The sequence below is a fragment of the Natronorubrum daqingense genome (genome assembly GCF_001971705.1).
In the GTDB taxonomy this organism is placed as follows: Archaea; Halobacteriota; Halobacteria; order Halobacteriales; family Natrialbaceae; genus Natronorubrum; species Natronorubrum daqingense.
On the sequence record NZ_CP019327.1, the window covers coordinates 1,810,614 to 1,835,076 of the forward strand.

20 protein-coding genes are annotated in these 24,463 nt (G+C 61.2%); 8 read left to right on the plus strand and 12 right to left on the minus strand.

Annotated elements, in window-relative coordinates; translation table 11 throughout:
• Positions 1-1,151: 1,151 nt before the first annotated feature.
• The 3 genes from BB347_RS08870 to BB347_RS08880 all read left to right on the plus strand — a co-directional run bounded on the left by BB347_RS08870 (position 1,152) and on the right by BB347_RS08880 (position 4,719).
• Complete coding sequence (locus tag BB347_RS08870; RefSeq protein ID WP_076581683.1) at positions 1,152-2,069, plus strand: glycosyltransferase family 2 protein; 918 nt, start codon at positions 1,152-1,154, stop codon at positions 2,067-2,069.
• Positions 2,070-2,166: 97 nt separating this feature from the next.
• On the plus strand, positions 2,167-3,627 hold the full coding sequence (locus BB347_RS08875; RefSeq protein ID WP_076580668.1) for an oligosaccharide flippase family protein: 1,461 nt from the start codon (positions 2,167-2,169) through the stop codon (positions 3,625-3,627).
• A 108-nt stretch (positions 3,628-3,735) separates the two neighbouring features.
• Entirely contained in the window at positions 3,736-4,719 is a 984-nt protein-coding gene (locus BB347_RS08880; protein WP_076580670.1) for an SDR family oxidoreductase, read from the plus strand.
• Between the two features lie 264 nt (positions 4,720-4,983).
• Here BB347_RS08880 and BB347_RS08885 read toward each other — a convergent pair whose 3' ends face one another.
• Complete coding sequence (locus BB347_RS08885; RefSeq protein WP_076580672.1) at positions 4,984-5,529, minus strand: CDP-2,3-bis-(O-geranylgeranyl)-sn-glycerol synthase; 546 nt, start codon at positions 5,527-5,529, stop codon at positions 4,984-4,986.
• Positions 5,530-5,734: 205 nt separating this feature from the next.
• Between BB347_RS08885 and BB347_RS08890 the strand changes: the two genes are divergently transcribed.
• A complete protein-coding gene (locus BB347_RS08890) occupies positions 5,735-6,913 on the plus strand; it encodes a M24 family metallopeptidase (RefSeq protein ID WP_076580674.1) in 1,179 nt (392 codons plus the stop codon).
• Positions 6,914-6,953: 40 nt separating this feature from the next.
• The gene (gene gdhB, locus BB347_RS08895; protein ID WP_076580676.1) at positions 6,954-8,243 is read left to right on the plus strand and encodes a glutamate dehydrogenase GdhB; all 1,290 of its coding nucleotides are present in this window, start codon (positions 6,954-6,956) and stop codon (positions 8,241-8,243) included.
• 159 nt (positions 8,244-8,402) lie between these two features.
• Here the strand turns inward: gdhB and BB347_RS08900 are convergent, their stop codons facing one another.
• From BB347_RS08900 to BB347_RS08920, 5 genes are all read right to left on the minus strand, one after another.
• Positions 8,403-8,744, minus strand: a complete 342-nt coding sequence (locus BB347_RS08900; protein WP_076580678.1) for a type II toxin-antitoxin system PemK/MazF family toxin — start codon at positions 8,742-8,744, stop codon at positions 8,403-8,405.
• Positions 8,741-9,091 carry a MarR family transcriptional regulator gene (locus tag BB347_RS08905; protein ID WP_076580680.1) on the minus strand — a complete coding sequence of 117 codons (351 nt, stop codon included), beginning with the start codon at positions 9,089-9,091 and terminating at the stop codon, positions 8,741-8,743. The genes BB347_RS08900 and BB347_RS08905 overlap by 4 nt, the downstream gene beginning before the upstream one ends.
• 342 nt (positions 9,092-9,433) lie before the next feature.
• The gene (locus BB347_RS08910; RefSeq protein ID WP_076580681.1) at positions 9,434-9,814 is read right to left on the minus strand and encodes a VOC family protein; all 381 of its coding nucleotides are present in this window, start codon (positions 9,812-9,814) and stop codon (positions 9,434-9,436) included.
• Positions 9,815-9,930: 116 nt separating this feature from the next.
• Positions 9,931-13,143, minus strand: a complete 3,213-nt coding sequence (locus BB347_RS08915) for an FAD-binding and (Fe-S)-binding domain-containing protein (protein WP_076580683.1) — start codon at positions 13,141-13,143, stop codon at positions 9,931-9,933.
• Positions 13,144-13,145: 2 nt separating this feature from the next.
• Positions 13,146-14,120: a D-2-hydroxyacid dehydrogenase gene (locus BB347_RS08920; RefSeq protein ID WP_076580684.1), complete on the minus strand. Its 975-nt coding sequence runs from the start codon at positions 14,118-14,120 to the stop codon at positions 13,146-13,148.
• 145 nt (positions 14,121-14,265) lie between these two features.
• Here BB347_RS08920 and BB347_RS08925 point away from each other — a divergent pair, with 145 nt between their 5' ends.
• The 3 genes from BB347_RS08925 (at position 14,266) to BB347_RS08935 (ending at position 17,205) form a co-directional block, all read left to right on the plus strand.
• The gene (locus BB347_RS08925) at positions 14,266-15,663 is read left to right on the plus strand and encodes an amidohydrolase (RefSeq protein WP_083687732.1); all 1,398 of its coding nucleotides are present in this window, start codon (positions 14,266-14,268) and stop codon (positions 15,661-15,663) included.
• Positions 15,660-16,898 (plus strand): threonine ammonia-lyase, encoded by a 1,239-nt coding sequence (locus BB347_RS08930; protein ID WP_076580686.1) that lies wholly within the window; start codon positions 15,660-15,662, stop codon positions 16,896-16,898. Before BB347_RS08925 ends, BB347_RS08930 begins: the two co-directional genes overlap by 4 nt.
• A gap of 100 nt (positions 16,899-16,998) precedes the next feature.
• Complete coding sequence (locus tag BB347_RS08935; protein WP_139326997.1) at positions 16,999-17,205, plus strand: hypothetical protein; 207 nt, start codon at positions 16,999-17,001, stop codon at positions 17,203-17,205.
• Positions 17,206-17,381: 176 nt separating this feature from the next.
• Here BB347_RS08935 and BB347_RS08940 read toward each other — a convergent pair whose 3' ends face one another.
• The 6 genes from BB347_RS08940 to BB347_RS08965 form a co-directional block, all read right to left on the minus strand.
• Complete coding sequence (locus tag BB347_RS08940) at positions 17,382-18,188, minus strand: DUF6612 family protein (protein ID WP_139326998.1); 807 nt, start codon at positions 18,186-18,188, stop codon at positions 17,382-17,384.
• 138 nt (positions 18,189-18,326) lie between these two features.
• Positions 18,327-19,685 carry an aminotransferase class III-fold pyridoxal phosphate-dependent enzyme gene (locus BB347_RS08945; RefSeq protein WP_076580694.1) on the minus strand — a complete coding sequence of 453 codons (1,359 nt, stop codon included), beginning with the start codon at positions 19,683-19,685 and terminating at the stop codon, positions 18,327-18,329.
• Between the two features lie 166 nt (positions 19,686-19,851).
• A complete protein-coding gene (locus BB347_RS08950; RefSeq protein WP_076580696.1) occupies positions 19,852-21,528 on the minus strand; it encodes a BCCT family transporter in 1,677 nt (558 codons plus the stop codon).
• 334 nt (positions 21,529-21,862) lie between these two features.
• A complete protein-coding gene (locus BB347_RS08955; RefSeq protein ID WP_076580698.1) occupies positions 21,863-22,510 on the minus strand; it encodes a hypothetical protein in 648 nt (215 codons plus the stop codon).
• Between the two features lie 126 nt (positions 22,511-22,636).
• Positions 22,637-23,917: an amidohydrolase gene (locus BB347_RS08960; protein ID WP_076580701.1), complete on the minus strand. Its 1,281-nt coding sequence runs from the start codon at positions 23,915-23,917 to the stop codon at positions 22,637-22,639.
• A 102-nt stretch (positions 23,918-24,019) separates the two neighbouring features.
• Entirely contained in the window at positions 24,020-24,409 is a 390-nt protein-coding gene (locus BB347_RS08965; protein ID WP_076580703.1) for a Rid family detoxifying hydrolase, read from the minus strand.
• Positions 24,410-24,463 lie beyond the last annotated feature (54 nt).

Here is a 24,463-nt window from a genome sequence, read left to right on the forward strand (position 1 = left end):
CAGATGTGGGCCATCTCGAGGCTTGAAATGACTGACTACGTATCGGGTAGTCGTCGTTCGAAAAGCGGTTCAAGGTCAGGATGGTTCAGTCCAAACTGGATCGCTTCAAGCTCTCCTGTGAGACTCTCGTTGACATCGTGACGGACGTTTTTTGGGTCGACTCCGCGGTCTAAAGCGTCATCGATCGTTTGTGCAACAGTGTCTCGGAGTGACTGCCACTCTGTGTGACGAACAACGATTCTGACGGGGATTTCCTCGAGGTTGGTGAGTAACGCAAGCGCGAGTCGGTGACGACCGTCATTACGAAACAATGTGCCATCGCGTCCGATATTAATCGCGATTTCGTGACGAAGCAGTGATTTGTCAGTTCGCGACGGGAACAACGCACGGCCACCATCACCCGGGAGTGTGATCACTCCCTCCGCAACAAGGTCTGCCTGAGTACGATATTGACCGTTTGAAAATTGTTCGTACAGTTTTTCATACCGCTCGAGTTTGTCGTGGAGTTCCTCGAGAGAGACGTATCGGGAATGACTCCCCTCTTGAATTGCCGTTGCATGTTCTGTGTACCATTCCGTTTCCTGCCACTCTCTGCCATCACAAAATCGGGCACGAAAAAGGTTGTATGCTGGTTCAGTTGTGAGTGGGCGTGGGTTCTGGTCCCAGGCTCCGTCGACGAGGCGTGCTGTATCAGTAAAGGAATCGAATGACGAGCCAGAAAGATGATATATATTTGACGGTGAAACCCAGATAATACGGGTTGGATCAATGTCTGCGCAAGAGGAATTAGAACGTAGATGTTTACGACAGTAATAGGTGAATTTGAGGTGTTCGTATGTATTCCAAAGGCGATTGATCGGTTTCTGGAGCATGAGTACGTTGCCCAACTTCTTTGTATATAATCGAACATACCGCATAAGAGACCGATTCATTGTCGTTATATATTCTGCTGTTAGTATCTTCTATCGTTACTGGTACATCCAAATTACGATTTAGATGACAGTCTATGTTTGAGTAGAAGAGAGGGTCAATAGATCAATATTTAACATATATATTTGTGAATTCTTTATCCCCATTGGCTTTTGGATTGGGGCTTGGATTGGAAATAGATTGCCAAAATAATAAAATGACGCGGAATTACGTGTATGCATATGACTGAAGTAAGCGTTATTATACCTGCCTACAATGCTGCCGATACGCTTCCTCGAGCTATCGAAAGTGCATTAGATCAATCCGTTTCAAATATCGAAATAATCGTCATTGATGATGCATCAGAAGATTCGACTGCACAGATTAGTACGTCCTACGATGATGAGCGAGTTCAATACGTTCGGCATACCCAGAATCGGGGTGGAAGTGCTGCCCGGAATACCGGATTAGACCATGCTTCCGGAAAATACATATCATATCTTGATGCTGATGACGAGTGGAAGCCCGACAAACTCGCGAAACAATTGACAGAACTCAAATCACGATCAGATGAGTGGATTGCTGCACATTGTAAGCGAGTATTTAATGTTTCGAGGTGTCAACAGCTAGCCTTCGCGTTATCTACGGCAATTGGAGCAAAAAAGAAAGGCACACCAAAAGAGGGCGGAGAAGACTTAATCAAAGAAATTTTCCTACTGAATCTATCAACTGGTTCCTCCACTTTACTTGTTAAACGAAATGTCGTCGAAGAGATTGGTGGTTTTGATCCGTCCTTCCCACGTCACCAAGACTGGGAGTTTCTGATTCGAATTCTTCAACAGGGTAAGATTGCTTACGTTGACGAGCCACTTGTGTATAAACACGGAACTGGGCGTCCACCAGTCGAGACCTACAGAGAGGGAAAATCACGACTCTTATCGAAATTCTCAGACGAAGTAACTCGCCTCGAATCAAATGGATACCCAGTAACGCATGTACAGCATCTTGAGCTTACAAAGCTGTATATCGAAGAAGGAAAACTCAGTCAGGGGTTCCAAAGACTTCCCATTTGTAATCTTGGAACAAGGGAACTATTGAGTGTACTGTGGTATGTTCCAGCAGGCGTATCTAACAACTTGCGTAATTTGTTATCAGTATAGGTATTGCTATACCAGCCTCGTTGTATAGGTTATACCATATTAATAGAAAAGTACCTAAATCCACACTCTAAACGGTCGTTGAAGAATTTCGACACGTATGAATATTGGCCAAACATCGCTTATCGTCTTTTTATCGAAGCTTCTTGGCTCAGCCCTCGGCTTCGTCGCGACCCTCTATTTCGCTCGAGAACTGGGCGCGGAGGTAATCGGGCTCTATACCCTGGTTCTGACGGTCGTCGGATGGCTGATTCTGGCTGGTGAACTTGGTATCGGAAAGGCAGCGACAAAGCGGATTAGCGAGGGAGACAAACAGGGAGCCTATCTTTCTGCGGCGATCATCTGGGTCCTAACGTTTGCAAGTGGGCTTTCGGTCGTAGTCATCATTTCACAGACGCTCCTCGAGCGCTATATTGCCGAGTTCGACCAGTACGTTGCACTCTCGGTCGTCTGGTTCGTCGTGGCGCTATTGTTCATCAAACTGTTTTACAACATGGTTTTCCGAGCCCTAAAGGGTGAGCGGAAGGTCCACATCGAAGGCTTACTTGATCCGGTCAAAATCGGCGGACAGAGCCTCATTCAGATCGTGCTCGTGATAGCGGGCTACGGACTCCTCGGGATGCTCGTGGGCTACGCCCTCGGTGGAATCATCGTCGGCATTCTCGGTCTGTACTGGGTCTCCACTCGACCGTCGATGCCGAGCAAACGTCACTTCGTGAGCCTCTTCGACTACGCGAAGTTCTCGTGGCTCGGGTCGCTCAAGTCCCGGACGTTCAACGAGGTCGACATCCTCCTCCTCGGCGTCTTCGCGCAGTCGGCACTCGTCGGTGTCTACTCCGTCGCGTGGTCCATCGCGAAGTTCCTCGACATTTTCGGGAGCGCCGTCAGCTCGACGATGTTTCCCGAGATTAGCCACACGTCCGCTCGAGACGCTCGAGAAGCCGTCTCCGGCCTCGTCGAGGATTCACTCGCGTTCACCGGACTGATCGCAATTCCGGGCATCGTCGGCGGGACACTGCTCGCGGATCGACTCCTCGAGATCTACGGGCCGGAGTTCGTCGAGGGGGCGACCGTCCTCGCACTGCTCATCGTCGCGACGACGCTGTACTCCTACCAGAAGCAACTGATGAACGGCCTCAACGGAATCGACCGACCCGACCTCGCGTTCCGAATCAACGCGGTGTTCATCGCGCTCAACGCGGGGCTAAACGTCGTTCTCATCCCACGGTACGGCCTCGAGGGAGCAGCAATCGCGAGTATCGCGTCGGTTGCGATCGCGACCGTTCTCGCGTACCTCACGCTCTCGCAACTGGTCGAGTTCCGGACGCCGTTTGGCGAAATCGGACGCCAAATCACAGCCGCACTGGTGATGGGCGTCGTCGTCTACGGTGCACTCGAGGCGATCGAAGCGACCGACGCACTCCAGCACAATGCGCTGATCGTGATACTTCTCGTCGGCTTCGGAGCGGGCGTGTACGGACTCACGTTGCTCGGACTCTCCGCCCGATTCAGAGCGACCGTCGAACGAAATCTACCGTTTCACGTGCCGTTCTCGGGCTAGTGTGGCAATCCGTCGCGTTATCCGGAGACGCTAACGCCGAAGGTGAGCAGTGTCACCGAACCGACTGTATTCGAAACGCACTACCGACCCCCGTTCGTTCACGCCAATATGAACGTTCTCGTAACCGGCGGCGCGGGGTTCATCGGATCGCACATCTCCGAGGGGCTCCTCGAGTCGGGACACAGCGTCGTCGCACTCGATATTCTCGATCCGTACTACGACGTGGGAATCAAGGATCGAAACGTCGAACGCTGTCAGGAAGCCGCCCCCGAGCGATACGAGTTCGTCGAGGGATCGATCACCGACGAAGCGCTCGTCCGCGAACTCGTCTCGAGTCGCGACGTCGAATTCGTCTACCATCAGGCGGCACAGGCGGGTGTCAGAACCAGCGTCGAGAATCCCAAGAAGCCCCACGAGATCAACACGACCGGGCTGCTCAATCTGCTGCAAGCGGCGGCCGACCACGGCGTCACCCGCTTCGTCAACGCCTCTTCCTCCTCGGTCTACGGCGAGGTCGAGTACCTTCCCTACGACGAGGATCACCAGAACGTCCCCCAGAGCCCCTACGGTGTGACCAAACTGGCCGCCGAACACTACTGTCGGGTCTGGACCGACGTTTACGACCTCCCGACGGTCAGCCTCCGGTACTTCACGGTCTACGGGCCGCGGATGCGTCCGAATATGGCGATTACGAACTTCACCTCTCGGTGTCTCAACGGCGAGCCACCAGTTATCTACGGCGACGGCCAACAGACCCGTGATTTCACCTACATCGACGATATCGTCGGGGCGAACCTTTCGCTCCTCGAGACGAGCGCGGGAGACGGCGAGGTGATGAACGTCGGTTCGACCGGGACCATCACGATCGAGGAACTCGCGGAGTACATCATCGACGAGACGGGTGCGGACGTCGACCTCGAGTACGCGGCTGCGAAGGAAGCCGACGCGCGCCACACGCACGCGGACGTTTCGAAAGCCACCGAGTTGATCGACTACGAGCCGTCGACGAGCATTCGCGACGGCGTCTCACAGTTCGTCGAGTGGTACGATCGAAATCGAACGTGGTACGAGCCGCTCGTCCGCAATTCGTAGTTACTCGGAGACACTCTTCTGGCGAGGAGGGCGGTTTGGTCGACTCGAGCGAGTGAGTCGTCCATCGATACCTGCAAAAATCGAGAGAAAGCAACAGAGCGAATTTACGGCCCAGAGACCGTGCTTCCGAAGCAACAAGGGAGCTGGCTCGAGCAGTTGGCAATTCTCGTTGCCGAAACGACTCTAGGTTGTGGCGTTATCCGATTCGTGGCGTTATCCGATTCGTGGCGTTATCCAGTTCGTGGCGTTATCCAGTTCGTGTCGTTACCAGGGTTCGTTTTTCAAGCCGAGTTGGTAGGCGATCATGTTCGTCGTCACGTGGAGGATCGGCGTCAGGACGACGACGACCGCGATAACGTCCCACGTGAACCATGTAAAAAACCACTCTGAAGCGAGCAACGCTGTCAGCGGAAGCGAGACGACGACGAAGTCGAGTTGGTCGAGTCCGGGGAACATCGCGCCGCGTTCGCGTCCCGATCGACGTTTGAGAAACGACGCGAGGATGTCGCCGAGCATCGCCCCGCCCGCGAGTCCGAGTGCCGCGAGCAGCGTAAACTCGGGGACGTCGACACCGAGCGCGCCACTCACGTCGTCGGCGGCGAGCGTCAGTACGCCGGCGAGTGCGAGCCCAGCAGTCGTGCCCGCTGCCGTGCCGCGCCAGGTCTTTCCGTCGCCGAGAAGTCGGCTGCCACCCATGGTCCGACCGCCGTCGATCGGTCGACCGCCACCCGCCAGGACGGCAATATTGTTCGGAACGTAGGCGGGCAACATCGCCCAGAACGCGATCACGATCGTCTCGAGTAGTGCCATATCCGCGCCAATGAACCCCCGTCTCTTAACGGGCGGTGTTTTGGTTTGCAGACTGGACAGTGCGTTGCCAGACGAAAACCGATCGCGGCCACTCGCGTCCGGCGACGTGTTGCTCACCGATAGGTTATACACAGTATCTGTGAACTACGTACACGAAAAAGTTTTAGCACTGCTGATCGATTCTTCTCGTAGAGGGCCTGTTATCATGTCACGAGCCGTCTTCGACGACGCGGAGTACGAGCGTCGACTGAGCCGAACGAGAGACCGATTGCGCGAGGAGGACCTCGACGCGATCGTCGTCGCCGATCCGGCCAATATGAACTACCTGACGGGGTACGACGGCTGGTCGTTCTACGTTCATCAGGCGGTCGTCGTCACCCTCGAGCACGAGGAACCCGTCTGGGTCGGCCGACAGATGGACGCCGACGGCGCGCGGGCGACGACCACCCTTTCCGAGCCGAACATTCGCGCCTACAGCGACGATCACGTCCACTCGCCCCACGACCTCCACCCGATGGACTACGTCGCCGGTGTCTTGGAAGACCTCGAGGTCGCGGACGGACGAATCGGTCTCGAGATGGACGCTTACTATTTCACCGCCAAGTCGTATACCCGTCTCCAGCAAAACCTCCCCGAGGCCGAGTTCGAGGACGCGACGCTCCTCGTCGGCTGGGTTCGCGTCAAGAAGTCCGACCAGGAACTCGAGTACATGCACCAGGCTGCCCGGATTTCGGAAAACGCCATGCAAGCGGGATTAGACGCCATCGAAGCCGGCGTTCCGGAGTACGAAGTCGCCGCCGAGATCTACGAGGCGCTCATCACCGGGACCGACGAGTACGGCGGCGACTATCCGTCGATCGTCCCGCTGATGCCCTCGGGCGAGCACACCGGAACCCCGCACCTGACGTGGACGGATCGAGAGTTCGAGGACGGCGACCCGGTCATCATCGAACTCTCAGGCTGTCGCCACCGCTATCACTCGCCGCTCGCACGGACGACGTTCGTCGGTGAGCCACCGGCAGAGCTCGAGCACACCGCCGAGGTCGTCGTCGAAGCCGTCGACGCCGCACTCGACGCTGCCGAGCCTGGTGTCACCTGCGAGACCGTCGAAAAGGCCTGGCGCGACACCATCGCCAAGTACGACATCGAGAAGGAGGATCGAATCGGTTACTCGATGGGACTGGGCTACCCGCCGGACTGGGGCGAACACACGGCGAGCATCCGCCCCGGCGACGAGACCGTCCTCGAGGAGAACATGACGTTCCACATGATCCCTGGCATCTGGACGGAGGACATCGGGATGGAACTGAGCGAGACGTTCCGCATCACGTCCAGTGGCGCGGAGACGCTCGCAGACTTCCCCCGAAAGCTGTTCCGTGCGTAACCCATCCCCAACGAACCGCCATACTGATCGCACTCCCACAATGACTTCGTCAACAACACACGAGACCGAACCGACGGCAGAGAGCGACCTCGATTCAGCATTGGTTACCGCACGCCGCCAACTCGAGCGTGCGGCCGCACACGTCGACGTCGATCCCGGCGTCATCGAGCGACTCAAACACCCGACGCGGGTTTCACAAGTTTCGGTTCCACTCGAGCGCGAGGACGGCTCCGTCGACGTGTTCACGGGCTATCGGGCCCAACACGACGACGTGCGCGGGCCGTACAAGGGCGGCCTTCGCTACCACCCCGAGGTAAACGCCGAGGAGTGTATCGGCCTCTCGATGTGGATGACCTGGAAGTGTGCCGTCATGGACCTCCCATTCGGGGGCGGCAAAGGCGGTATCTCCGTCGATCCGAAATCGCTGACCGACGGCGAGACCGAACGGCTCACACGCCGGTTTGCCGAAGAGTTACGCGATGACGTCGGGCCGACGAAAGACGTGCCGGCACCCGATATGGGCACCGACGCCCAGACGATGGCCTGGTTCATGGACGCCTACTCGATGCAACAGGGCGAGACCATTCCCGGCGTCGTTACGGGCAAGCCCCCCGTCGTCGGCGGCTCTTACGGCCGCGAGGAAGCGCCCGGACGATCCACTGCGATCGCGACGCGAGAAGCCATCGACTACGAGGACCGCAACGTCTCGGACACCACCGTCGCCGTCCAAGGCTTCGGCAGCGTCGGCGCGAACGCCGCGCGCTTGCTCGAGGACTGGGGTGCGACCGTCGTCGCCGTCAGCGACGTCAACGGAGCCATCCACGATCCCGCGGGTCTCGACACCCACGACGTTCCGACCCACGACGAGGAACCGGAGGCCGTCCTCGAGCAAGACGCGCCGGAAACCATCTCCAACGAGGACGTGCTCGAACTCGACGTCGACGTGTTGATCCCCGCCGCCGTGGGGAACGTGATCACCGCGGACAACGCCGACGCCGTCGAGGCCGACATCGTCGTCGAGGGCGCGAACGGCCCGACGACGTTCGCCGCTGACACCATCCTCGAGGAACGCGACGTCACCGTCATTCCCGACATCCTCGCCAACGCCGGCGGCGTCACCGTCAGCTACTTCGAGTGGCTGCAGGATATCAACCGCCGCCAGTGGACTCTCGACGAGGTTAACGCCGAACTCGAGGACAAGATGCTCGCCGCCTGGGCGGATATCCGCGAGGAAGTCGAGAAACAGAATCTGACGTGGCGCGACGCCGCCTACGTCGTCGCACTGTCACGGATCGCCGAGGCGAAGGCCAAACGCGGACTCTGGCCGTAATTTCGGCCGGCCAACTGGCGATCGTCGTCCTGGCCTCTCGACATCCGTTCAATCGACCGATCGCTGAAACGTCACTTTTGAGCGTGTATTCGAGAGTCGCGTTGTGCGAGGAATACCGACATTACCGACGATAGACAGCCAGTCGACCGGAGTTGGTGGTCAGCGCCGCTCGACACCGATATAGGATCCGAACTGTCTGGCGACATCGTCGACGAGCGTCTCCTCGAGCGTGCCGAGCACGCGATCGATTCGAGTCGCTTCGACCGATGCGACCGCCCACGGGAGAATCGAACTGTTTTTCGGGAGACCACCGTCGATGAGATCGTCGTCGTCGATCGGAACGCGCTCGTCGTACCACGTTTTCGTTGAGAGCGTGAGTGTGATGTACTGGTCGCCGTGAAACGGTGCCTCATCCGTTCCGATAATCAGCCACGGTCGACTCGCGTCGTCACCCTTGAACGGATCGTCCGCGAAGACGATCGTCCCTCGCTCGTGCGTCATTCGCTCGCCTGGTCACTCGCTTCGGTCCACTCGTCGCGATCCTCTTCGCCGTAGAGTTCGTTGAATTGCTGGACCGTCCGATGGAATTGGTGCGCACGACGAAGCCGTTCCGTATCGTCCGTAATGGCCCAGTACGAGCCCTTGTGTCGGACGAGGTCCTGCTCCTTCAGCCGGTTGAGTACCGCCGAGATCGAGTTCTTGTTGACGCCCGATCGTTCGGCGATCGTCGACGCCTTCCACGCCTTGTCTCTGTGTTCGTAGAGGAATCGGAGCACTCGTTCGGCGTTACTCGGCTCCTCGAGTTCTTTGGGAGACCGCACCTCAAAATCCTCGATGTCGATCGACATACGTGAGATAACGGGCCGTCTCAATAAGAATGTACCCACCCTACTTCGATTTGGTATGTAGGAATGTATCTGATGTATGTACTGTATCCACACCCTTCGTCGGCGGACAGATCTTCCCAAAAAGAAATTCGAAACTCGAGAAGCACACGCTCAGGGCCTAGATCGATGTCCGCGAGGAATTCGAGTAGCGGAGCGAACGTGGCGCGACGCCATCTACGTTATCACGCTACCGCGAATCGCCGAAGCGCGGGAGACCCGCGGACTCTGACCGTAGTGAATGGGAGCCGACACGTTCGATTTTCACACGTCGGATGCACTGCCCGTCACCGACGTTTTCCGCCGTCAGTCGTCGTACCGCCCAATCTCGACGAGATTTCCATCGGGATCTCGAACGTACACCGACGTAATCGGACCGACGGCACCCGTCCGTTCGACCGGGCCCATGACGATCTCGACGTCTCGCTCTCGAAGTCGGCGCTCGACGTCCTCGATGGGCGTCTCGGTCACCAGACAGCAGTCGCCCCCGCCGGGCGTCGGTTCCCTCGCGACGATGTCAACGTCGTTGTCGACTGGGTGGAGATTGATCTTCTGCTCGCCAAAGCGCAGCGCCTTGCGATCGTCCCCGAACGTTACGATCTCAGCACCCAAATCTTCGTAGAACTCACACGTCGCCTCGACGTCCTCTACCGTGAGCACGAAGTGATCGATCCCGGTGAGCTTCATCACAGTCCTCCTCGCGTCGCTGGTTGCCGTTCCATGAACTCCGATTCGCGACCTCCCGAAAAATAACCCGACGATGGCCGGCGATCGGACTGGCCGACGGTCGACAGCGGCCGTCGTTACGCTGACAGGGCCGCGGCCACCTTCTCGATCGGATGCGGCGGGTCGTTACAACCGTCGTATTCCGCTAATTGCGACCGACAGGAGGCACCCGGTGCGACGACCGTCTCGCCGTCGCTCGAGTCCACCTGATCGAAGAGGATTTCGCCGATAGCCTGACTCAACGAGTAGTGTTCGGCCTCGTAGCCAAAGGAGCCTGCCATGCCACAGCAGCCCGAATCGAGCGCGTCGACTTCGTAGCCGACGGTCTCGAGCACGCTGGCCGCGTGGCCGTCGTTCTTCGTCGCCTTCTGGTGGCAGTGGCCGTGGTAGGTGAGTCGTTCGTCGAGGTCGTCGGGATCAGCGGTCGGCAGCCCACTCGCCAGATCGAATCGCTCGAGGTACTCGAGCGCGCCGTAGGTGTTCGCGGCGAGGCGTTCCACGTCAGGGCCCGAAAGGAGGTCGAGGTAGTCCGACTGGAACATGACGGCGTCGGAGGGCTCGACGAGGACGACCTCCCAGCCGTCCGCGAGTTCGGGCGCGAGGGCCTCGACGTTCGTCCGGGCACGCTCTCGAGAGACGTCGAGAAAGCCCTTCGAGTGGGCGGGTCGGCCCGTCGAGGTCACGTTCTCAGGTATCCGAACGTGAACGCCCGCGGTCTCGAGGACCTGCACGGTCGCCTTCCCGGCTCGCGGGTGGTTGTAGTTCGTGTACGTGTCGGGGAAGAGCAGGACCTTACGGTCGGCGTCCTCGAGTGGGATTCGGGAGCCGCCTCGCTTCTCGAACCAGTCCTCGAAGCTCTCGCCGGCGAACGTCGGAAGGTCGCGCTCGCGGGCGATTCCGAGCGTCTTCTCGGCGAGGATTCCCGATCCGGGAAGCGACGCCGCCCAGTTCGACAGCGGCGCGAGCGCGGAGCCGAGCGCGTTCAGCCGGTCGATGTTCGCGAACACTCGCGCACGGAGGCTCGCCCCGTCTCGCTGGTGGGCGGCGTGCTCGACTTCGGCTTTGAGCTTCGCCATGTCGACCTCGCTGGGACAGTCTCGAGCGCAGCCCTTGCAGCCGATACAGAGGTCCATCACCTCGCTCAGGAACTCCTCGTCGGTAGCGTCGGTGTCCAGTTCGCCGCTCATCGCGCCCCGGAGCATGTTCGCCCGGCCGCGGGTGCTCAGGCTCTCCTCTTCTGCCGCGCGGTAGGTCGGACACATCACGCCGCCGGTCGTCTCCTGGTCGCCGCGACAGCCGGCACAGCCGTGACAGAGTTCGACCATGCCCTGGAAGCCGTTCTCGTTCTCCCAGTTCAGCGCCGGCTCGAGCCCCGAGTCGAAGGTGTAGTCGGGATCGAACCGCAGGTGTTCGGTCATAGCGTGGTCGCCGCAAACGTTGCCCGGGTTCAGGAGCCAGTCGGGGTCGAACGCCGTCTTGAGCTCTCGGAAGAGCTCCCAGACGTCGTCGCCGTAGAGTTTGTGGTTCCACTGGGTGCGGGCGCGGCCGTCGCCGTGTTCGCCCGAAACGCTGCCGCCGTACTCGACGACGAGGTCGGTGACGGCGTCCGAGAGGGCCTCGAACTCCTCGAGTCCCGCCTCGGACTTCGTGTCGACGAGCGGGCGCATGTGCATACACCCCGGCCCCGCGTGGGCGTAGAAGCTGGCGAACGTGTCGTACTCCTCGAGGACCTCTTGGAAGTCCGCCACGTAGTCCGCGAGGTTCTCGGTCGGCACGGCCGTGTCCTCGATGAACGAGATGTGCTTCGCGTCCGAGGTTCTCGAGAGGAGGATCGGTGCCGCACTCTTGCGGAGTTTCCAGAGTTCGGCCTTCCCGGCCTCGTCGTGGGCCTCGAGGGCGTCGAACGCCCGAACCGGATCGCCCTCGGTCCCGGATGCGGTGACGTTTCCCTCCTCGTCCGCGTCCTCGGCGTCGGCCGTCGGATCCGGCACGTCCTCGTCGGGTAGTCGGTCGGCCAGTAGGTCCGCGACCTGTTCGCGCCCGTCGTCGTCACTGTCAGCGTAGAATTCGACGAGCAACGCCGTCTCGGTCCCCGCGGGTAGTTGTTCGGCGACGGGGGCGAACTCCTCGGTGTTTTCCGCGAGTTCGATCAACACGTCGTCGATGGCCTCTATGGCTGCCGGATCGTGCGTTCTGACGATCGTGTCCACGTCGGCCATCGCCTCGAGCAAGTCGTGGTAGGTCAACAAGGCGACCGACGTAGTTTCGGGCACCGCCTCGAGCGAGACGGTCGCTTCCGTGACGACGCCGAGCGTTCCCTCGCTGCCCGCGAACACCCGTGCGAGATTGACGGTCGCGTCGGGATCCGGGCTGGCGTCGGCGTCGAGTTCGATCTCGTTGTCGGCGTTCTCGTCGAACGCGCTGGGCTCGCCGTAGGCCTCCGCGACGAGTCGATCGAGGTTGTACCCCGAGACGTTCCGTTTGAGCTGTGGGAACACCGCCTGAATCGACTCCGCCTCCTCGTCGACCACTCGCCGGAGCGACTCGTAGATTCGCTCGAGCAACTCCCCGTCCGGGTCGGCCCGTTCGCGGAGTTCGGCGACGGTGAGCTCGCCGAAGCGTTCGATCGAGCCGTCGGCGAGGACGACCTCACACGCCTCGACGTAGGCGTCGGTCTTGCCGTACTGCAGGGAGTGTGCGCCCGTCGAGTTATTGCCGATCGCGCCGCCGATCGTGCTCCGATTGCCCGCGGCGGGGTCCGGCGCGAACTTCAGGTCGTGCGGAGCGAGTTCGTCGTTGAGGTTTTCGAGCACCGCGCCGGCCTGGGCCGTCGCTCGACGGGCGTCGGGGTCGACGCTGTGCAACTCTCCCATGTGGGTCGTGAAATCGAGGACGACGGCCTCGTTCACGGCCTGTCCGGCGAGGCTGGTGCCGCCACCGCGTGGCAGGACGGGAATCTCGTGTTCCGCACAGTAACTGACGACGCTCGAGACGTCGTCGCTCGAGCGCGGGAGGACGACCCCGATGGGCGTCAGCTCGTAGGCGCTGGCGTCGGTCGCGTACAGTCGTCGCGTCTGCTCGTCGAACCTGACTTCGCCGTCGATACGTTCGCGAAGCGCCGAGACGAGCGCCGGCCGGTCGACGTCGCCGGCGACGTAGTCGTACTCTGCTCGAGCGTCCGCCGAAGGGTCTTCGTCTCGCGGATCCGACGGCGGGCCGAGGTCGGTCTCCGAGGGCGTCTCCGCCTGATCGCTGTGGTCGGTCGTGGTCGGCGAGTTGTCCGTGGCCATTATCAGGGATCGGGTTGGTAAACGACGTTCTCGAGGGCACTTCCGTCCGCCGCTTCGAGCGCGTCGACGTTGTGGGCGACGATATCGGCGAGTCGGTCCCAGTGTTTGGGCGTGTGGCCACCCGTGTGGGGCGTGATGAGGCAGTTCTCGAGGTCCCAGAGTTCGTGGTCGTTCGGAAGCGGTTCGGGGTCGGTGACGTCGAGGGCCGCGCCGCGGATGCCGTTTACCTGCAGCGCCGAGAGGAGCGCGTCGGTGTCGACGATCCCGCCGCGGGCGGCGTTGATGAGCACCGCGTCGGTCGGCAGCGTCGCCAGCGCCTCCGCGTCGACGAGGTTCCGCGTCAGGTCGTTGAGCGGGCACGCGAGGACAACGTACTCGCTGCGCGAGAAGGCCTCGTGAATATCAGCCTCTTCGAATCCGAGCACCTCGTCGGTCGGGCCGCCTTTCTCCGGCGTGTAGCGAATGCCGACGGTTTCGACGCCGAAACCCTCGAGTCGCGTCACGATCTCCTGGCCGATCGAGCCGAGGCCGACGACGGTGACCGTGCTGTCGGTGAACTCCCGCGACTGGAAGTGACGCCACTCGTTGTATTGCTTGCGTCGCCAGCCCTCGTGGAGGTTGCGCGCGAAGACGAGCATGTTGGCGATCGACTGCTCGGCGATGCCGGGGGCGTGGATGCCGCCCGCGTTCGTGACGGTGACGCCGTGGTCCGCGAGCGCGTCCATCGGGAGGTGATCCGTCCCGGCGAAGATACACGCGAACACCTCGAGTCGTTCGGCGGACTCGAGGAGCGATTCGTCGATCGAGATGCCGGTGACGATTCGCGCCTGCGTGACGAGTTCGCGTTCCTCCGCGGGCGTTCGGGCGAGTGCGACGGTGTGATCGGGCAATCGCTCCCGGAGGGTTTCGGCGTACGATTCCATCGACAGTCCTTCCGTCCCCTCTCGGAGAACGACGATATCTGGGTTCGTGCTCATGGTGCGTTCGCGCGTTACACTGGGTTATCGCCGGTGCAACGCATCTATACCCTACGGTTGTCATCGACTATCTTATCCCTTTTGTGTAGCCACCGTTAACACTGATTGTGTACAATTAAGGTCGTCGGACACGTCAGTTACTGACATGACCGAGCCGATACGGGACCGCCTCGTGTCCCTTCGACGACGTTTTCACCGCCACCCGGAACCCGCGTGGCGAGAGTTCGAAACGACCGCCCGACTCGTCGAGGAGATCCGATCCATCGGCGTCGACGAGTTGGCAGTCGGCCCGGACGCATACGACCCCGCCGATCGAATGGCCGTCCCCGACGGCGACCTCGAGCCGTGGCTCGAGGGGGCTCGCGAGCGCGGCGCGGACCCCACCCTGCTCGAGTCGATGGCCGGCGGCAACACGGGTGCCGTCGCCGTCCTCGAGCGCGGCGAGGGACCAGCGATCGGACTGCGCGTCGACATCGACGGGCTGTTCATCGAGGAATCGATCAGCGAGGACCACGAGCCGGTCGCCGAGGGCTTTCGCTCAGAAATTGAGGGCACGATGCATGCCTGTGGCCACGACGTCCACATGACCTGGGGGCTCGCCGTTCTCGAGGCCATCGCGGAGAGCGGCTTTTCGGGACGGCTGGTCGTCTTCTTCCAGCCCGCAGAGGAAGTGAGCGGTGGCGGCTGTCCGATGGCGAAAAGCGAGTACGCGGACGATTTGGATTACCTGCTCGCCGTCCACGTCGGATTGGATCACCCGACTGGCGAAGTCGTCGCCGGAATCGAGAAACCACTCGCGATGTGTCACGTCGACGCGACGATCCACGGCACCTCCGCGCACGCTGGCAAGGAGCCCAACGAGGGCGACAACGCGATGCACGCGATGGGGACGGCGATCGAGAACGCCTACGGCATTCCGCGCCACCGCGACGGCATGACTCGAGTTAACGTCGGCTACGCGGAAGCCGGCTCCGCGAGCAACGTCATCGCCGAACGAGCGCACGTGGAAGCCGAGGCGCGCGGCGAGACCACCGAACTCATGGAGTACATGAAGGACCGCCTCGAGCGCGCTGTCGAGTCCGCGGCGACGATGCACGGCTGTCGAGCAGACGTCGAGGTCGTCAGCGAATCGCCTCGAGCCGACAGCGACTCCGAGTTACAGGCCCTCCTCAGCGAGGTTGCAACCGACGTGCCCGGAACCGAGTCCGTCGTTCCCGCCGCGGACTTCGGCGCGAGCGAGGACGCGACCTTCCTGATGGAGCGCGTCCAGCGCGAGGGCGGACTCGCGACGTACCTGATCGTCGGCACCGACCACCCGACGAGCCACCACACGCCCACGTTCGACGTCGACGAGGCGAGTCTCGCACACGGAGTCGACGTGCTCGTCGAGTCGATCCGGGAACTCGAGCGGAGGCACCCGGTTCCGCAGGTCGACGAGACGGAAGGCGGACGAGAGCAGAACGAGCCAGCGGGGAACGAGCGAAATGGCAACGAACGAGACAAGAGCGAACGAAACAGGAGCGAACGAGAGGACGAGCGATGAGCGACCACCGTGTCACCGTTGCGGACGTCGAGGCTGCACGCGAGCGAATCGACGACGTGGTTCATCGAACGCCCCTCGACACGTCGCGCACGTTCGCCGAGCTGAGCGGAGCCGCCTCCGTCGGGCTCAAACTCGAGAACGTCCAGCGAACGGGGTCGTTCAAGATCCGCGGCGCGTACAACCGGATGGCACAGCTTCCGTCCGCGGAGCGCGAGGTCGGCGTCATCTCCTCGAGTGCGGGCAACCACGCACAGGGTGTCGCGCTGGCCGGCCAGTTGCTCGATATCGAGACCACCATCGTCGTGCCGGAAGTCACCCCCGCCGCCAAAATCGAAGCGACTCGGGGCTACGGGGCCGAGGTCGTCGTCGAGGGCAACATCTACGAACGATCCTACGAGTACGCCCTCGAGCGAGCCGACGAGACGGACGAGACGTTCGTCCACCCCTTCGACGACGAGGCCATCATCGCGGGTCAGGGCACGATCGGCCTCGAGTTGCTCGAGCAGTACGCCGAGATCGACACTGTCCTCGTCGCGATCGGTGGTGGCGGGCTCATCTCGGGAATCGGCACCGTGTTGAAGGCTCACGACCCCGATATCCGAGTTGTCGGGGTCCAACCCGAGGGGGCCTTCCACGCGAAACCGTCGCTCGAGAACGACGCAATCCACGAACTCGAGGGCGTAGACACCGTCGCGGAAGGCATCGCGGACACCCGACTGCTCGAGACCACATTCGCGAACGCACGCGAGGTCGTCGACGACGTGGTGAGCGTCAGCGACCGCGAGATTACAACCGCCGTCACCCTGTTGGCCGAGCGGGCCAAGACGGTCGTCGAAAGCGCTGGTGCGGCCCCGCTGGCGGCCGCACTCTCGGAGTCGGCCGGACTGGATCTCGAGGGCGAACACGTCGGTATAATCGTCTCGGGGGGCAACGTAAATCTCACCGAACACGCCGAATTGACCCGAACGGGACTGCACGAACTCGAGCGCTACGTCGACGCGCGAGTGGCCGTTTCGGGCTGGCCGACCACCGTCGGTCGCGTGGTCGAGACCGTCGAATCCGAGGGGGCCGAACTCGACGTGCTCGAGCGCGCCCGTCGCGGACCCAGCGATGAGCCGAATCGGGTTCCCATGACGCTGGGGCTCGAGGGCAGCGGGAAAGCGCATCTGGAAGGCGTACTCGATGAACTAGACGGGACAGATGGCGTGTCGGTACTCGAGCACTCGTTGGAGTAGCTACCTCGAGCACTCACTCCCCCTGGTGGAGAACGTTTCGACGAAAATATTCTGGAGTGTGTGGAGATGATATATGAAAGTGGAGCGTGTCAGAGATACTATGGAACGGGCAATCTTCCAGTCGGATTATCGGGAGGGGAACGTTTCCTGGGTAGATTGGACGCTACTGGTGATTCTCCTCTCTCTCGGAGTCGCTGGCTTCGTCCTTTTGGACAACGTCGCGCTTGGGAGCGTTGCACTGATCGCCGGGGCTAGTTTCGCCTTCTTCATCGCCGTCGTGAAGTCTGGCACGTTGACGAATGCGTGAGACACCACACTGCGACTCGAGCGTCGTGTGCTCGATTTGCATCGAACGATGGAGAAATTCACACCCAGAACACTCGAGGAGCCACGGTGAGACCACACGCACCCTCGAGTTACCGACACGGATCGATCGACGAACACACTACCCACAGCGGGACTGAATTCACGTGATCGGGTAGTTCACGTCATCGGATGGTGAATACCACTCGCATCCTCCGCGTTGTCTCGGACGTCGTCCGGAATCTCCGCGTCGACGTCTTCGTCGTGGTCGTCGTACTCGCTTTGCATCGAGAACGTCGCGGTGTCGTCACCCTCGCTGATCTCGCCTTCCATGTCGACGGTGAGGGGCAGATTCGTCTCCGCGTCGATTTCCTCCTCGATCGTCACGTCCTCGAACGAGGCGCTGCCCCAGCCCTGGAGGCTCGAGACGTCCTCGCCTGATTCCCCCAGTGCGGCTTCCATCTCGTCGCCGTCGAGTTCGGTGGTGACGGAAATCGTGTCGCCGTCGTCCTCGACGGAGACGTCGCCGTAGTAGTAGTGCTCCTCGGTCGCCGTCGTCTCGTTCACGTCCCAGAACTCCTCCGTGTTGTCGTCCTCGAGGTCGTCGAGTCGGAGGCGTTCCCACTCGTCGTCGCCGGTGTCCGTGTACACGAACACGTCGTCGAAGTACGCCTCGAAATTCGAGGGCTGACCGGGGCCAGTGGTGCCAGTCATGTCGTACTCGGCCCAGCCTTCCGTCGCCGTATCGTTGATGGCACCGTCGACACTCATACCGGTACTCGGTCCGTCGTCCACCGAGATGTCCATCTCCATGCTCATCGTGTGCGTCTCGAGTTCCTGTTCGGCCGCCTCGCGGTCCTCGATGAAGGCGTCGAACTCGTCTTCGGACATGTCGCCGTCCAGCTCACCCTCCGAGGGCCCGAAACAGCCTGCGAGGAGAACGACGCCCAGCACGCACGCGAGGACCATCAATTTCCGCCGATTCATATCAACAGAAAACAGTCAATGGATAATAATTCCACGCTTCGTTCGAGTGTCATCTCTCGCGAGTATACCGACGCGAGCCAAATCGCGGCGAAGCAGTCCCCACCCGCTCGAAGAAAATTGAACGGGGTCGCGCCCTCCTCAGGCTGCCTTCGCGCTCGCCCCGGCCGCTTCGACCGCCTCGAGGAAGATCCCGATACCCAACTCGATCTCGCGTTCGCTCGAGTCCAGCGGCGGTAAGAGACGAATCGTCTGTTTGCCACAGCCAAGCGTCAGGAGGCCGCGCTCGAGCGACTCCTGGACGACGGCGTCTCGTCGCCCGGGCGAGTCGAACTCGACGGCGAGCATGAGGCCCTTGCCGCGCACGTCTTCGACGTAGTCGGGCGAGTCGTCCCGGAGCAACTCCTTCGCGTGTTCGCCCCGCGTGGTGGCGTTTTCGAGCAGGTCGTACTCCTCGATGGCCTCGAGCGTGAACGCGCCCATCATCGAGCCGAGGAGGTCGCCGCCGCCGAAGGTCGACCCCAGCCGGTTCTTCTCGCTGGGGAAGAGTTCCGAGCGCGAGATGGTCGCACCGACGCGTAAGGCCTTCGCGCTCGCGATGACGTCCGGTTCGATGGGATAGTGATCCGACGCCCAGATTTCGCCCGTCCGGCCGACGCCGGATTGGATCTCGTCGACGACGAGCGGGATGTCGTACTCGTCGGTCACGTCCGCGATTTCCTGCATGAACGTCTCGCTCGGGAAGCGATAACCGCCGACGCCCTGAATCGGCTCGAGGGTGAGAAACGCGATTTCGTCGGGGTTGATGTGGCCGCCTTCGGGCGAAAGCGAGTTCCGGAGTTGTGAGCCGCCCGCGAAGAAGCCACAGTCACAGCTTCCGGCGTCGCACGCGCGGTCGGCACAGAAGGGGATCGTCTCGATGCCGCTGATCTCGGGATAGTGACGCGTGTAGACCTCCTTGGATTTGGTGATCGAAAGCGTGCCGAGCGTTCGACCGTGGAAACTGCCCTCGAACGCGACGCCGTACTTCGCCGGTGCCCGGTAGTCGTGGGTGACTTTCATCGCGTTCTCCATCGACTCCGCGCCGGAGTTCGAGAGGAAGACCGTGTCCATACCGTACTGACTCGAGACCTCGATCAGCTTTTCCATCAAGTGACTCGAACCCGGAACCGACGACTCCTCGGGTGTCGGGCCGGCACCGAAGTACATGTCCTGGCCGGCGATTTTCATCGGCTCGACGAGGTCGAACTCGCGGAGTTTCTCGGTGACTTTCGGGTTGTTGTAGCCGAGGGGTGCCGCGCCGATATGACAGGTGAAATCGAGCAAGACGTTTCCGTCGACATCGGTGACGAACGGGCCGTCTGCCTCGCGAGTCACGTCCCAGACGAACTCGTGGGAGTACTCGCTGGGTGCGGCGTGTTCCCCGTGGTAGGCGACCCATTCGCGGGCGTTAGGGCCGGGGAAGGCACCCACGTCCGGTTCCGCAGTATCCCTATCCATACACAGAATATGTGTACGTCATCCATTAAATGTTGTTATAGGTGGGCACGATAGTCGGCGACTCGGTGAGCTTCGCCCCCGCTCGGGGCCACACTCCTCGAGGGAAGTCAAAACACGAAAACCGACGCACGAATACGAAAATCGAATACCGCAGCGAGGTCGACCGTTAGTCGTCGTCTCCCGGTTCCGCTGCCGGCGTCGGCTCGTCATCGTCATCCGTTCGAGCGGAACTCGAGCCAAAGAGCACCGTTTTCTCCTGGAGCAGGACCCGGCCCTTTGTACTGCTGAAGTCGTGGACGAGCGCGAACAGCGCGAGCAGACAGACGAACGCGAACGGCGCGCCCGTGATGACCACCGCTTGCTCGAGTGCGCCGGCTCCTTCGTCACCGCCGAGAATCATGAGGATCGCGGCGGTTAATCCGAGGACGACGCCCCAGAAGAGGCGGTTGATCGTCGACGGAGACGCCTTGCCGCCGGTGGTCATCATCGACACGGCGAGCGTGGAGGAGTCGGCGGAGGTGACGAAGAACGACGTGACCAGGATCAGGAAGCCGATGATCAGCGCCGACCCGATCGGAATGGTTATGCCGGCGACCGAGAACGAAAGCGCGTCGAATAAGATGAAACCGGACACCTCCGCGCCTGCCTCACCTGCCAGCACCTCACCGAAGTCGGCGATACCGTTGTGCTGGGCCCAGACGGCGGTGCCGCCGACGAACGTGAACCACGGGATAGTCGCCGCGGACGTGGCGACTATTCCCGTAAACGCGACCTCACGAACGGTTCGGCCCTTCGAAATACGGGCGATGAACAGGCCGGCGAACGGCGACCACGAGAGTGCCCACGCCCAGTAGAAGACCGTCCATTCTTCGACCCATCCGGTCCCACCCTCTCCGGTTCCGGCTCCAGTGTAGAGGCTCATCGAGACGAAATCGCCGATCATCCCGCCCATGGCTTGCGAGCCGAGCAAGAGGAGGAACATCGTCGGGCCGACGATAAACGTGACGAGCATTAACGCGACGAACAGGATCATGTTGAAGTTCGACAGCCGGCGAATCCCCTTGTCGATCCCGAGCACCATCGAGATCGTAAAGAGGATGGTCATGGTCGTGACCACGAGCAAGATGCCGGTATCGCCCATGCTGATCCCCCACTGGTAATCCAGCCCGCTGACGAACTGGCTCCCGATGAAGCCGAGCGAAGTCGCGACGCCACCGATCGTCGCGAAGACGGCCAAAATGTCGATCACCTTCGCCGCCGGCCCGTCGAGGTTCTCCTTGCCGAGGATCGGCGTGAGCGCCGAGGAGACCCGCAACGGGACCGTATCGTAGTTGTACGCGAAGTACCCGATCGCGATGCCCATGATCGTAAACACCGCGAGCTGGGGCAGCGCCCAGTGGAACAGTGTCTGCTGAATCGCGAGCGGAATCGCTTCGGCCGAGCCGCTTTCAGCACCGAACAGCGGGTTCGGATCGTCGTAGTAGAACAGTCCTTCAGTCGGCCCCCAGAAGACGACGCCGGCGGCGAAGCCGGCCGAGTACAACATCGCGAAAAACGAAAGGAAGCTGTACTCGGGGTCGTCGTCTCCGAGTTTGATCTTCCCCCACGGACCGACGATCAAGAACAGTAAGAACAACACGATCAAGAAGACGATCACCAACAGTGCCCAACTCAGGTAGCTGAGCATCTCGTTTTCCGCGGCATCGATCGCGCTCGCGACGGCGTCCTGATCGATGAAAAACGCGACGATCACCCCCACCGACAGTAACGCTCCGAAGACGAAGACGACGGGATCGAGTTCGTCGACGAACCGGCCAACCGCACCCCGTTCTTCACTGCTCATGACACGTTCCCCCCTCGAGTACGCCCCAGTTCACTCGGTAGCTGCCCTGATCACGGTCAACAGCAACCATGCTGCGTGATGGCATACCGAAGCAAACGTGAGTCTCCCGCATAAATATTTTCTTTTTGTAACCGACATACACAGATGTCGTTTATTCAAATCCGCCACTGACATCGACCTGGTGATAGAAATAACTGGACAGTCTATTCGCTGGCAGGAAAGAAGCGACCGAATACCAAAAAGTGGAGGGGGACGTGCCGTCTTTACGATTTCATCGGCTGTACTCGTGGCGGATTGGGACTTTCCGAAAACGGGTTCGTCTCGCCCATGCGATTCAGTTCGTGAGTTCCTCGAGTTTCCCGTCGCGAGCGTCGGCGCTCTCGCTGACCTGGGTAGTGTACTCGTCGACGCGATTTTTGATCTGCTCGCGGGCCGACTCGGGCGAGAACTCCTCGGACATCGTTAGCAGCCTGACGAACGCGCGGAGTTCCTCGTCGGTGAGCTGGGCGAACTCCTCGTTCTCGAGTTTGTCGACCACTTCGTCGACGTCGATCTGGCCGACCGGTTCGACGTTGAACTCGACGTTGACCATCCGGTAGTTCGACCCGGCCAGTCGCTGTTCGGCCTGCCCGACACCCTCCGAGAGCATGTCTTTAAAGGGCGTGTGATAGCCCATCGTCCCCAGATGGAGGAAGGCGAGCATATCCGTAATCCCCTGCGTGTAGGCGTCTCGCTCGTCGTCGTCAGGGTCGAAGACGGTCTGTCGATCCCGTTCCTCGAGGTACTCGAAGAGGATACTGAAATCGAGGACCGCGTTGCGAACGCGCCGACGAATGCGGTTTCGTTTTTGCTTTTTCGAGTGATCGGTGTAGTCCGTCTTCCGTCCGAGAAGAAAGTCACGATCGGACGGTGTGAGAATCCCGCGCGGTCGATCCGCATCGGCTGCCGTCTGCAGTGACGCCGGCACGTCATCCTGGCTCATACAGGACACACGGGTATCGCGCGAATTAACGTTTCTGATCTACTGAACATGTGTTTCAATCCACATATCCCGAGCTACGGCGAGTCATTCGCCCGTCACTCCGGTGAGCAGTGCTCGCGGATCGACTCACGACCGTCGGCGTTCGCACTCGAGGACGGCCTCCGTAAGCACCGAAACGCCGATTTCGAGACTCGCCTCGTCGATATCGAACGTCGGCGTCTGGTGATTCGTCGGGTGGTCGGTGCCGACGAGAACGTAGGTCGCGAGGCCGCCCGACTCCTGGACGCGCTCCATCAGGTACGTCGCGTCCTCGCTCGCACCAAGTTCTGCGGTATCGACGACCCGAGTAACGCCGTCGGTTCGTCGCGCGACGGAACCGACGAGGTCGCGAAGTTCGGGGTCGCTGTCGACGCTCGGCGACTCGCTGATCACGCGCGGGGTCACGTCACAGTCGTGCATCTCCGCGGCGGCGTAGCAGACGCGCTCGAGTTCGGTTCGCGTGTACTCCATCAGGGCCGTCGTCTCGCCGCGAACTTCGCCCTCGAGGGTAATCTCCTCGGCGATGACGTTGCTCGCGGTGCCGCCTTCGACGGAGCCGAAGTTCACGCGCGTCATGCCGTCGTTGTGACGAGGAATCGCGTAGCCGTTTTGAATCGCCGTCGCGAGCGCCTGCATGGCGTTCGCCCCTTCGTTCGGGGCCGTGCCGGCGTGGGCGCTCGCCCCCTCGAACGTGGCGGTGATGTGAGCCATGGCTAGGGGTTTTTCGACGCCGGCGACGACGGTTCCCGTCGGCTGGCCCAGGCCGAGGTGGACGGCGAAGAGGTCGTCGACCCCCTCGAGATAGCCGCCTTCGGCCATCGCCTTGCCACCTCCTGAAATCTCTTCGGCGGGCTGGAAGAACACCGTGAACGTTCCCGAGAAGTCGCTGTCCCGGACCGCCTCGAGCGTTCCCAACCCCATCGAGATGTGGGCGTCGTGCCCGCAGGCGTGCATGTAGCCGTCGTGTTCTGACCGAAATCCTTCGTCCGCGGGTCGGTGACCGGCCTCCGTCGACTCCTCGATTGCCGTTGCGTCCATGTCGACCCGAAGGCCGACCGAGGGGCCCTCGCCGCACTCGAGGACCGCGACGACGCCCGTGTGTCCGTCGGCCGTCAACTCGAGGATGTCGTCTCGAACGCCGGCTTCGCGGGCTCGCTCGAGCCACGGCTCGATCTCTTCCTCATCGGGAACGGCCATCCGCGCGTCGCTCGCGAGACACTCCCGACCGACGGCGACCTCGTCGACGCCAATTCGCTCGAGTTCCGCGACGATTCGATCGGTCGTCCGAAACTCCCGCCACCCGGGTTCGGGGTGGCGGTGAAACTCCCGGCGGAGTTCCGACAGCCGAGTGCGTACGTCGTAGGACATTCTTGGCGGTGATAGGAACGGACCCCACTTAACCGTACTCGATACTCGAATACGCGGAGGAGACTCGGAAACGCGGAGATAACGGTGAGAGCGGCGAGCGGGTCAGCCGAGGTACGCGGTCGCGTCCAGTTCGACGCGAACGTCCTCGGGAAGTCGCGAGACTTCCACGCAGACGCGGGCAGGCGGTTCCTCGCCGAATTGCTCGCCGTAGGCCTCGTTGACCCGCTCGTAGTCCGCGAGGTCGGTCAGATAGACGGTGACTTTGACGACGTCATCGAGTCCGTCGCCGCCGACCTCGTCGACGACCGCCGCAATGTTCTCGAGGACGCGGTCGGTCTGGGCCTGAATGTCCCCCTCCACCACGTCGCCCGTCTCCGGGTCGACGGGGCCGTAGCCGGAGACGTAGAGGGTGTCGCCGGCCAGTACACCCTGGGAGTAGGGGTTGTCGTTGCTCGGTGCGCCGTCGGTTTCGATGGATTCTGTGTCGGACATGGAAACGGTCGAATCGCGTGTCAGTCGGTGAACGATGGGAAGTGAGTCTGCGGG

Excerpts from the sequence above, each read along its gene's own strand:
- BB347_RS08945 (WP_076580694.1), bottom strand. The coding sequence starts at position 19,685 with ATGGATAGGGATACTGCGGAACCGGACGTGGGTGCCTTCCCCGGCCCT.
- BB347_RS08925 (WP_083687732.1), top strand. The coding sequence starts at position 14,266 with ATGACCGAGCCGATACGGGACCGCCTCGTGTCCCTTCGACGACGTTTT.
- BB347_RS08935 (WP_139326997.1), top strand. The coding sequence starts at position 16,999 with ATGGAACGGGCAATCTTCCAGTCGGATTATCGGGAGGGGAACGTTTCC.
- BB347_RS08870 (WP_076581683.1), top strand. The coding sequence starts at position 1,152 with ATGACTGAAGTAAGCGTTATTATACCTGCCTACAATGCTGCCGATACG.
- BB347_RS08890 (WP_076580674.1), top strand. The coding sequence starts at position 5,735 with ATGTCACGAGCCGTCTTCGACGACGCGGAGTACGAGCGTCGACTGAGC.
- BB347_RS08875 (WP_076580668.1), top strand. The coding sequence starts at position 2,167 with ATGAATATTGGCCAAACATCGCTTATCGTCTTTTTATCGAAGCTTCTT.
- BB347_RS08960 (WP_076580701.1), bottom strand. The coding sequence starts at position 23,917 with ATGTCCTACGACGTACGCACTCGGCTGTCGGAACTCCGCCGGGAGTTT.
- BB347_RS08910 (WP_076580681.1), bottom strand. The coding sequence starts at position 9,814 with ATGAAGCTCACCGGGATCGATCACTTCGTGCTCACGGTAGAGGACGTC.
- BB347_RS08940 (WP_139326998.1), bottom strand. The coding sequence starts at position 18,188 with ATGAATCGGCGGAAATTGATGGTCCTCGCGTGCGTGCTGGGCGTCGTT.
- gdhB (WP_076580676.1), top strand. The coding sequence starts at position 6,954 with ATGACTTCGTCAACAACACACGAGACCGAACCGACGGCAGAGAGCGAC.
- BB347_RS08880 (WP_076580670.1), top strand. The coding sequence starts at position 3,736 with ATGAACGTTCTCGTAACCGGCGGCGCGGGGTTCATCGGATCGCACATC.
- BB347_RS08930 (WP_076580686.1), top strand. The coding sequence starts at position 15,660 with ATGAGCGACCACCGTGTCACCGTTGCGGACGTCGAGGCTGCACGCGAG.
- BB347_RS08905 (WP_076580680.1), bottom strand. The coding sequence starts at position 9,091 with ATGTCGATCGACATCGAGGATTTTGAGGTGCGGTCTCCCAAAGAACTC.
- BB347_RS08915 (WP_076580683.1), bottom strand. The coding sequence starts at position 13,143 with ATGGCCACGGACAACTCGCCGACCACGACCGACCACAGCGATCAGGCG.
- BB347_RS08900 (WP_076580678.1), bottom strand. The coding sequence starts at position 8,744 with ATGACGCACGAGCGAGGGACGATCGTCTTCGCGGACGATCCGTTCAAG.
- BB347_RS08955 (WP_076580698.1), bottom strand. The coding sequence starts at position 22,510 with ATGAGCCAGGATGACGTGCCGGCGTCACTGCAGACGGCAGCCGATGCG.
- BB347_RS08920 (WP_076580684.1), bottom strand. The coding sequence starts at position 14,120 with ATGAGCACGAACCCAGATATCGTCGTTCTCCGAGAGGGGACGGAAGGA.
- BB347_RS08965 (WP_076580703.1), bottom strand. The coding sequence starts at position 24,409 with ATGTCCGACACAGAATCCATCGAAACCGACGGCGCACCGAGCAACGAC.
- BB347_RS08950 (WP_076580696.1), bottom strand. The coding sequence starts at position 21,528 with ATGAGCAGTGAAGAACGGGGTGCGGTTGGCCGGTTCGTCGACGAACTC.
- BB347_RS08885 (WP_076580672.1), bottom strand. The coding sequence starts at position 5,529 with ATGGCACTACTCGAGACGATCGTGATCGCGTTCTGGGCGATGTTGCCC.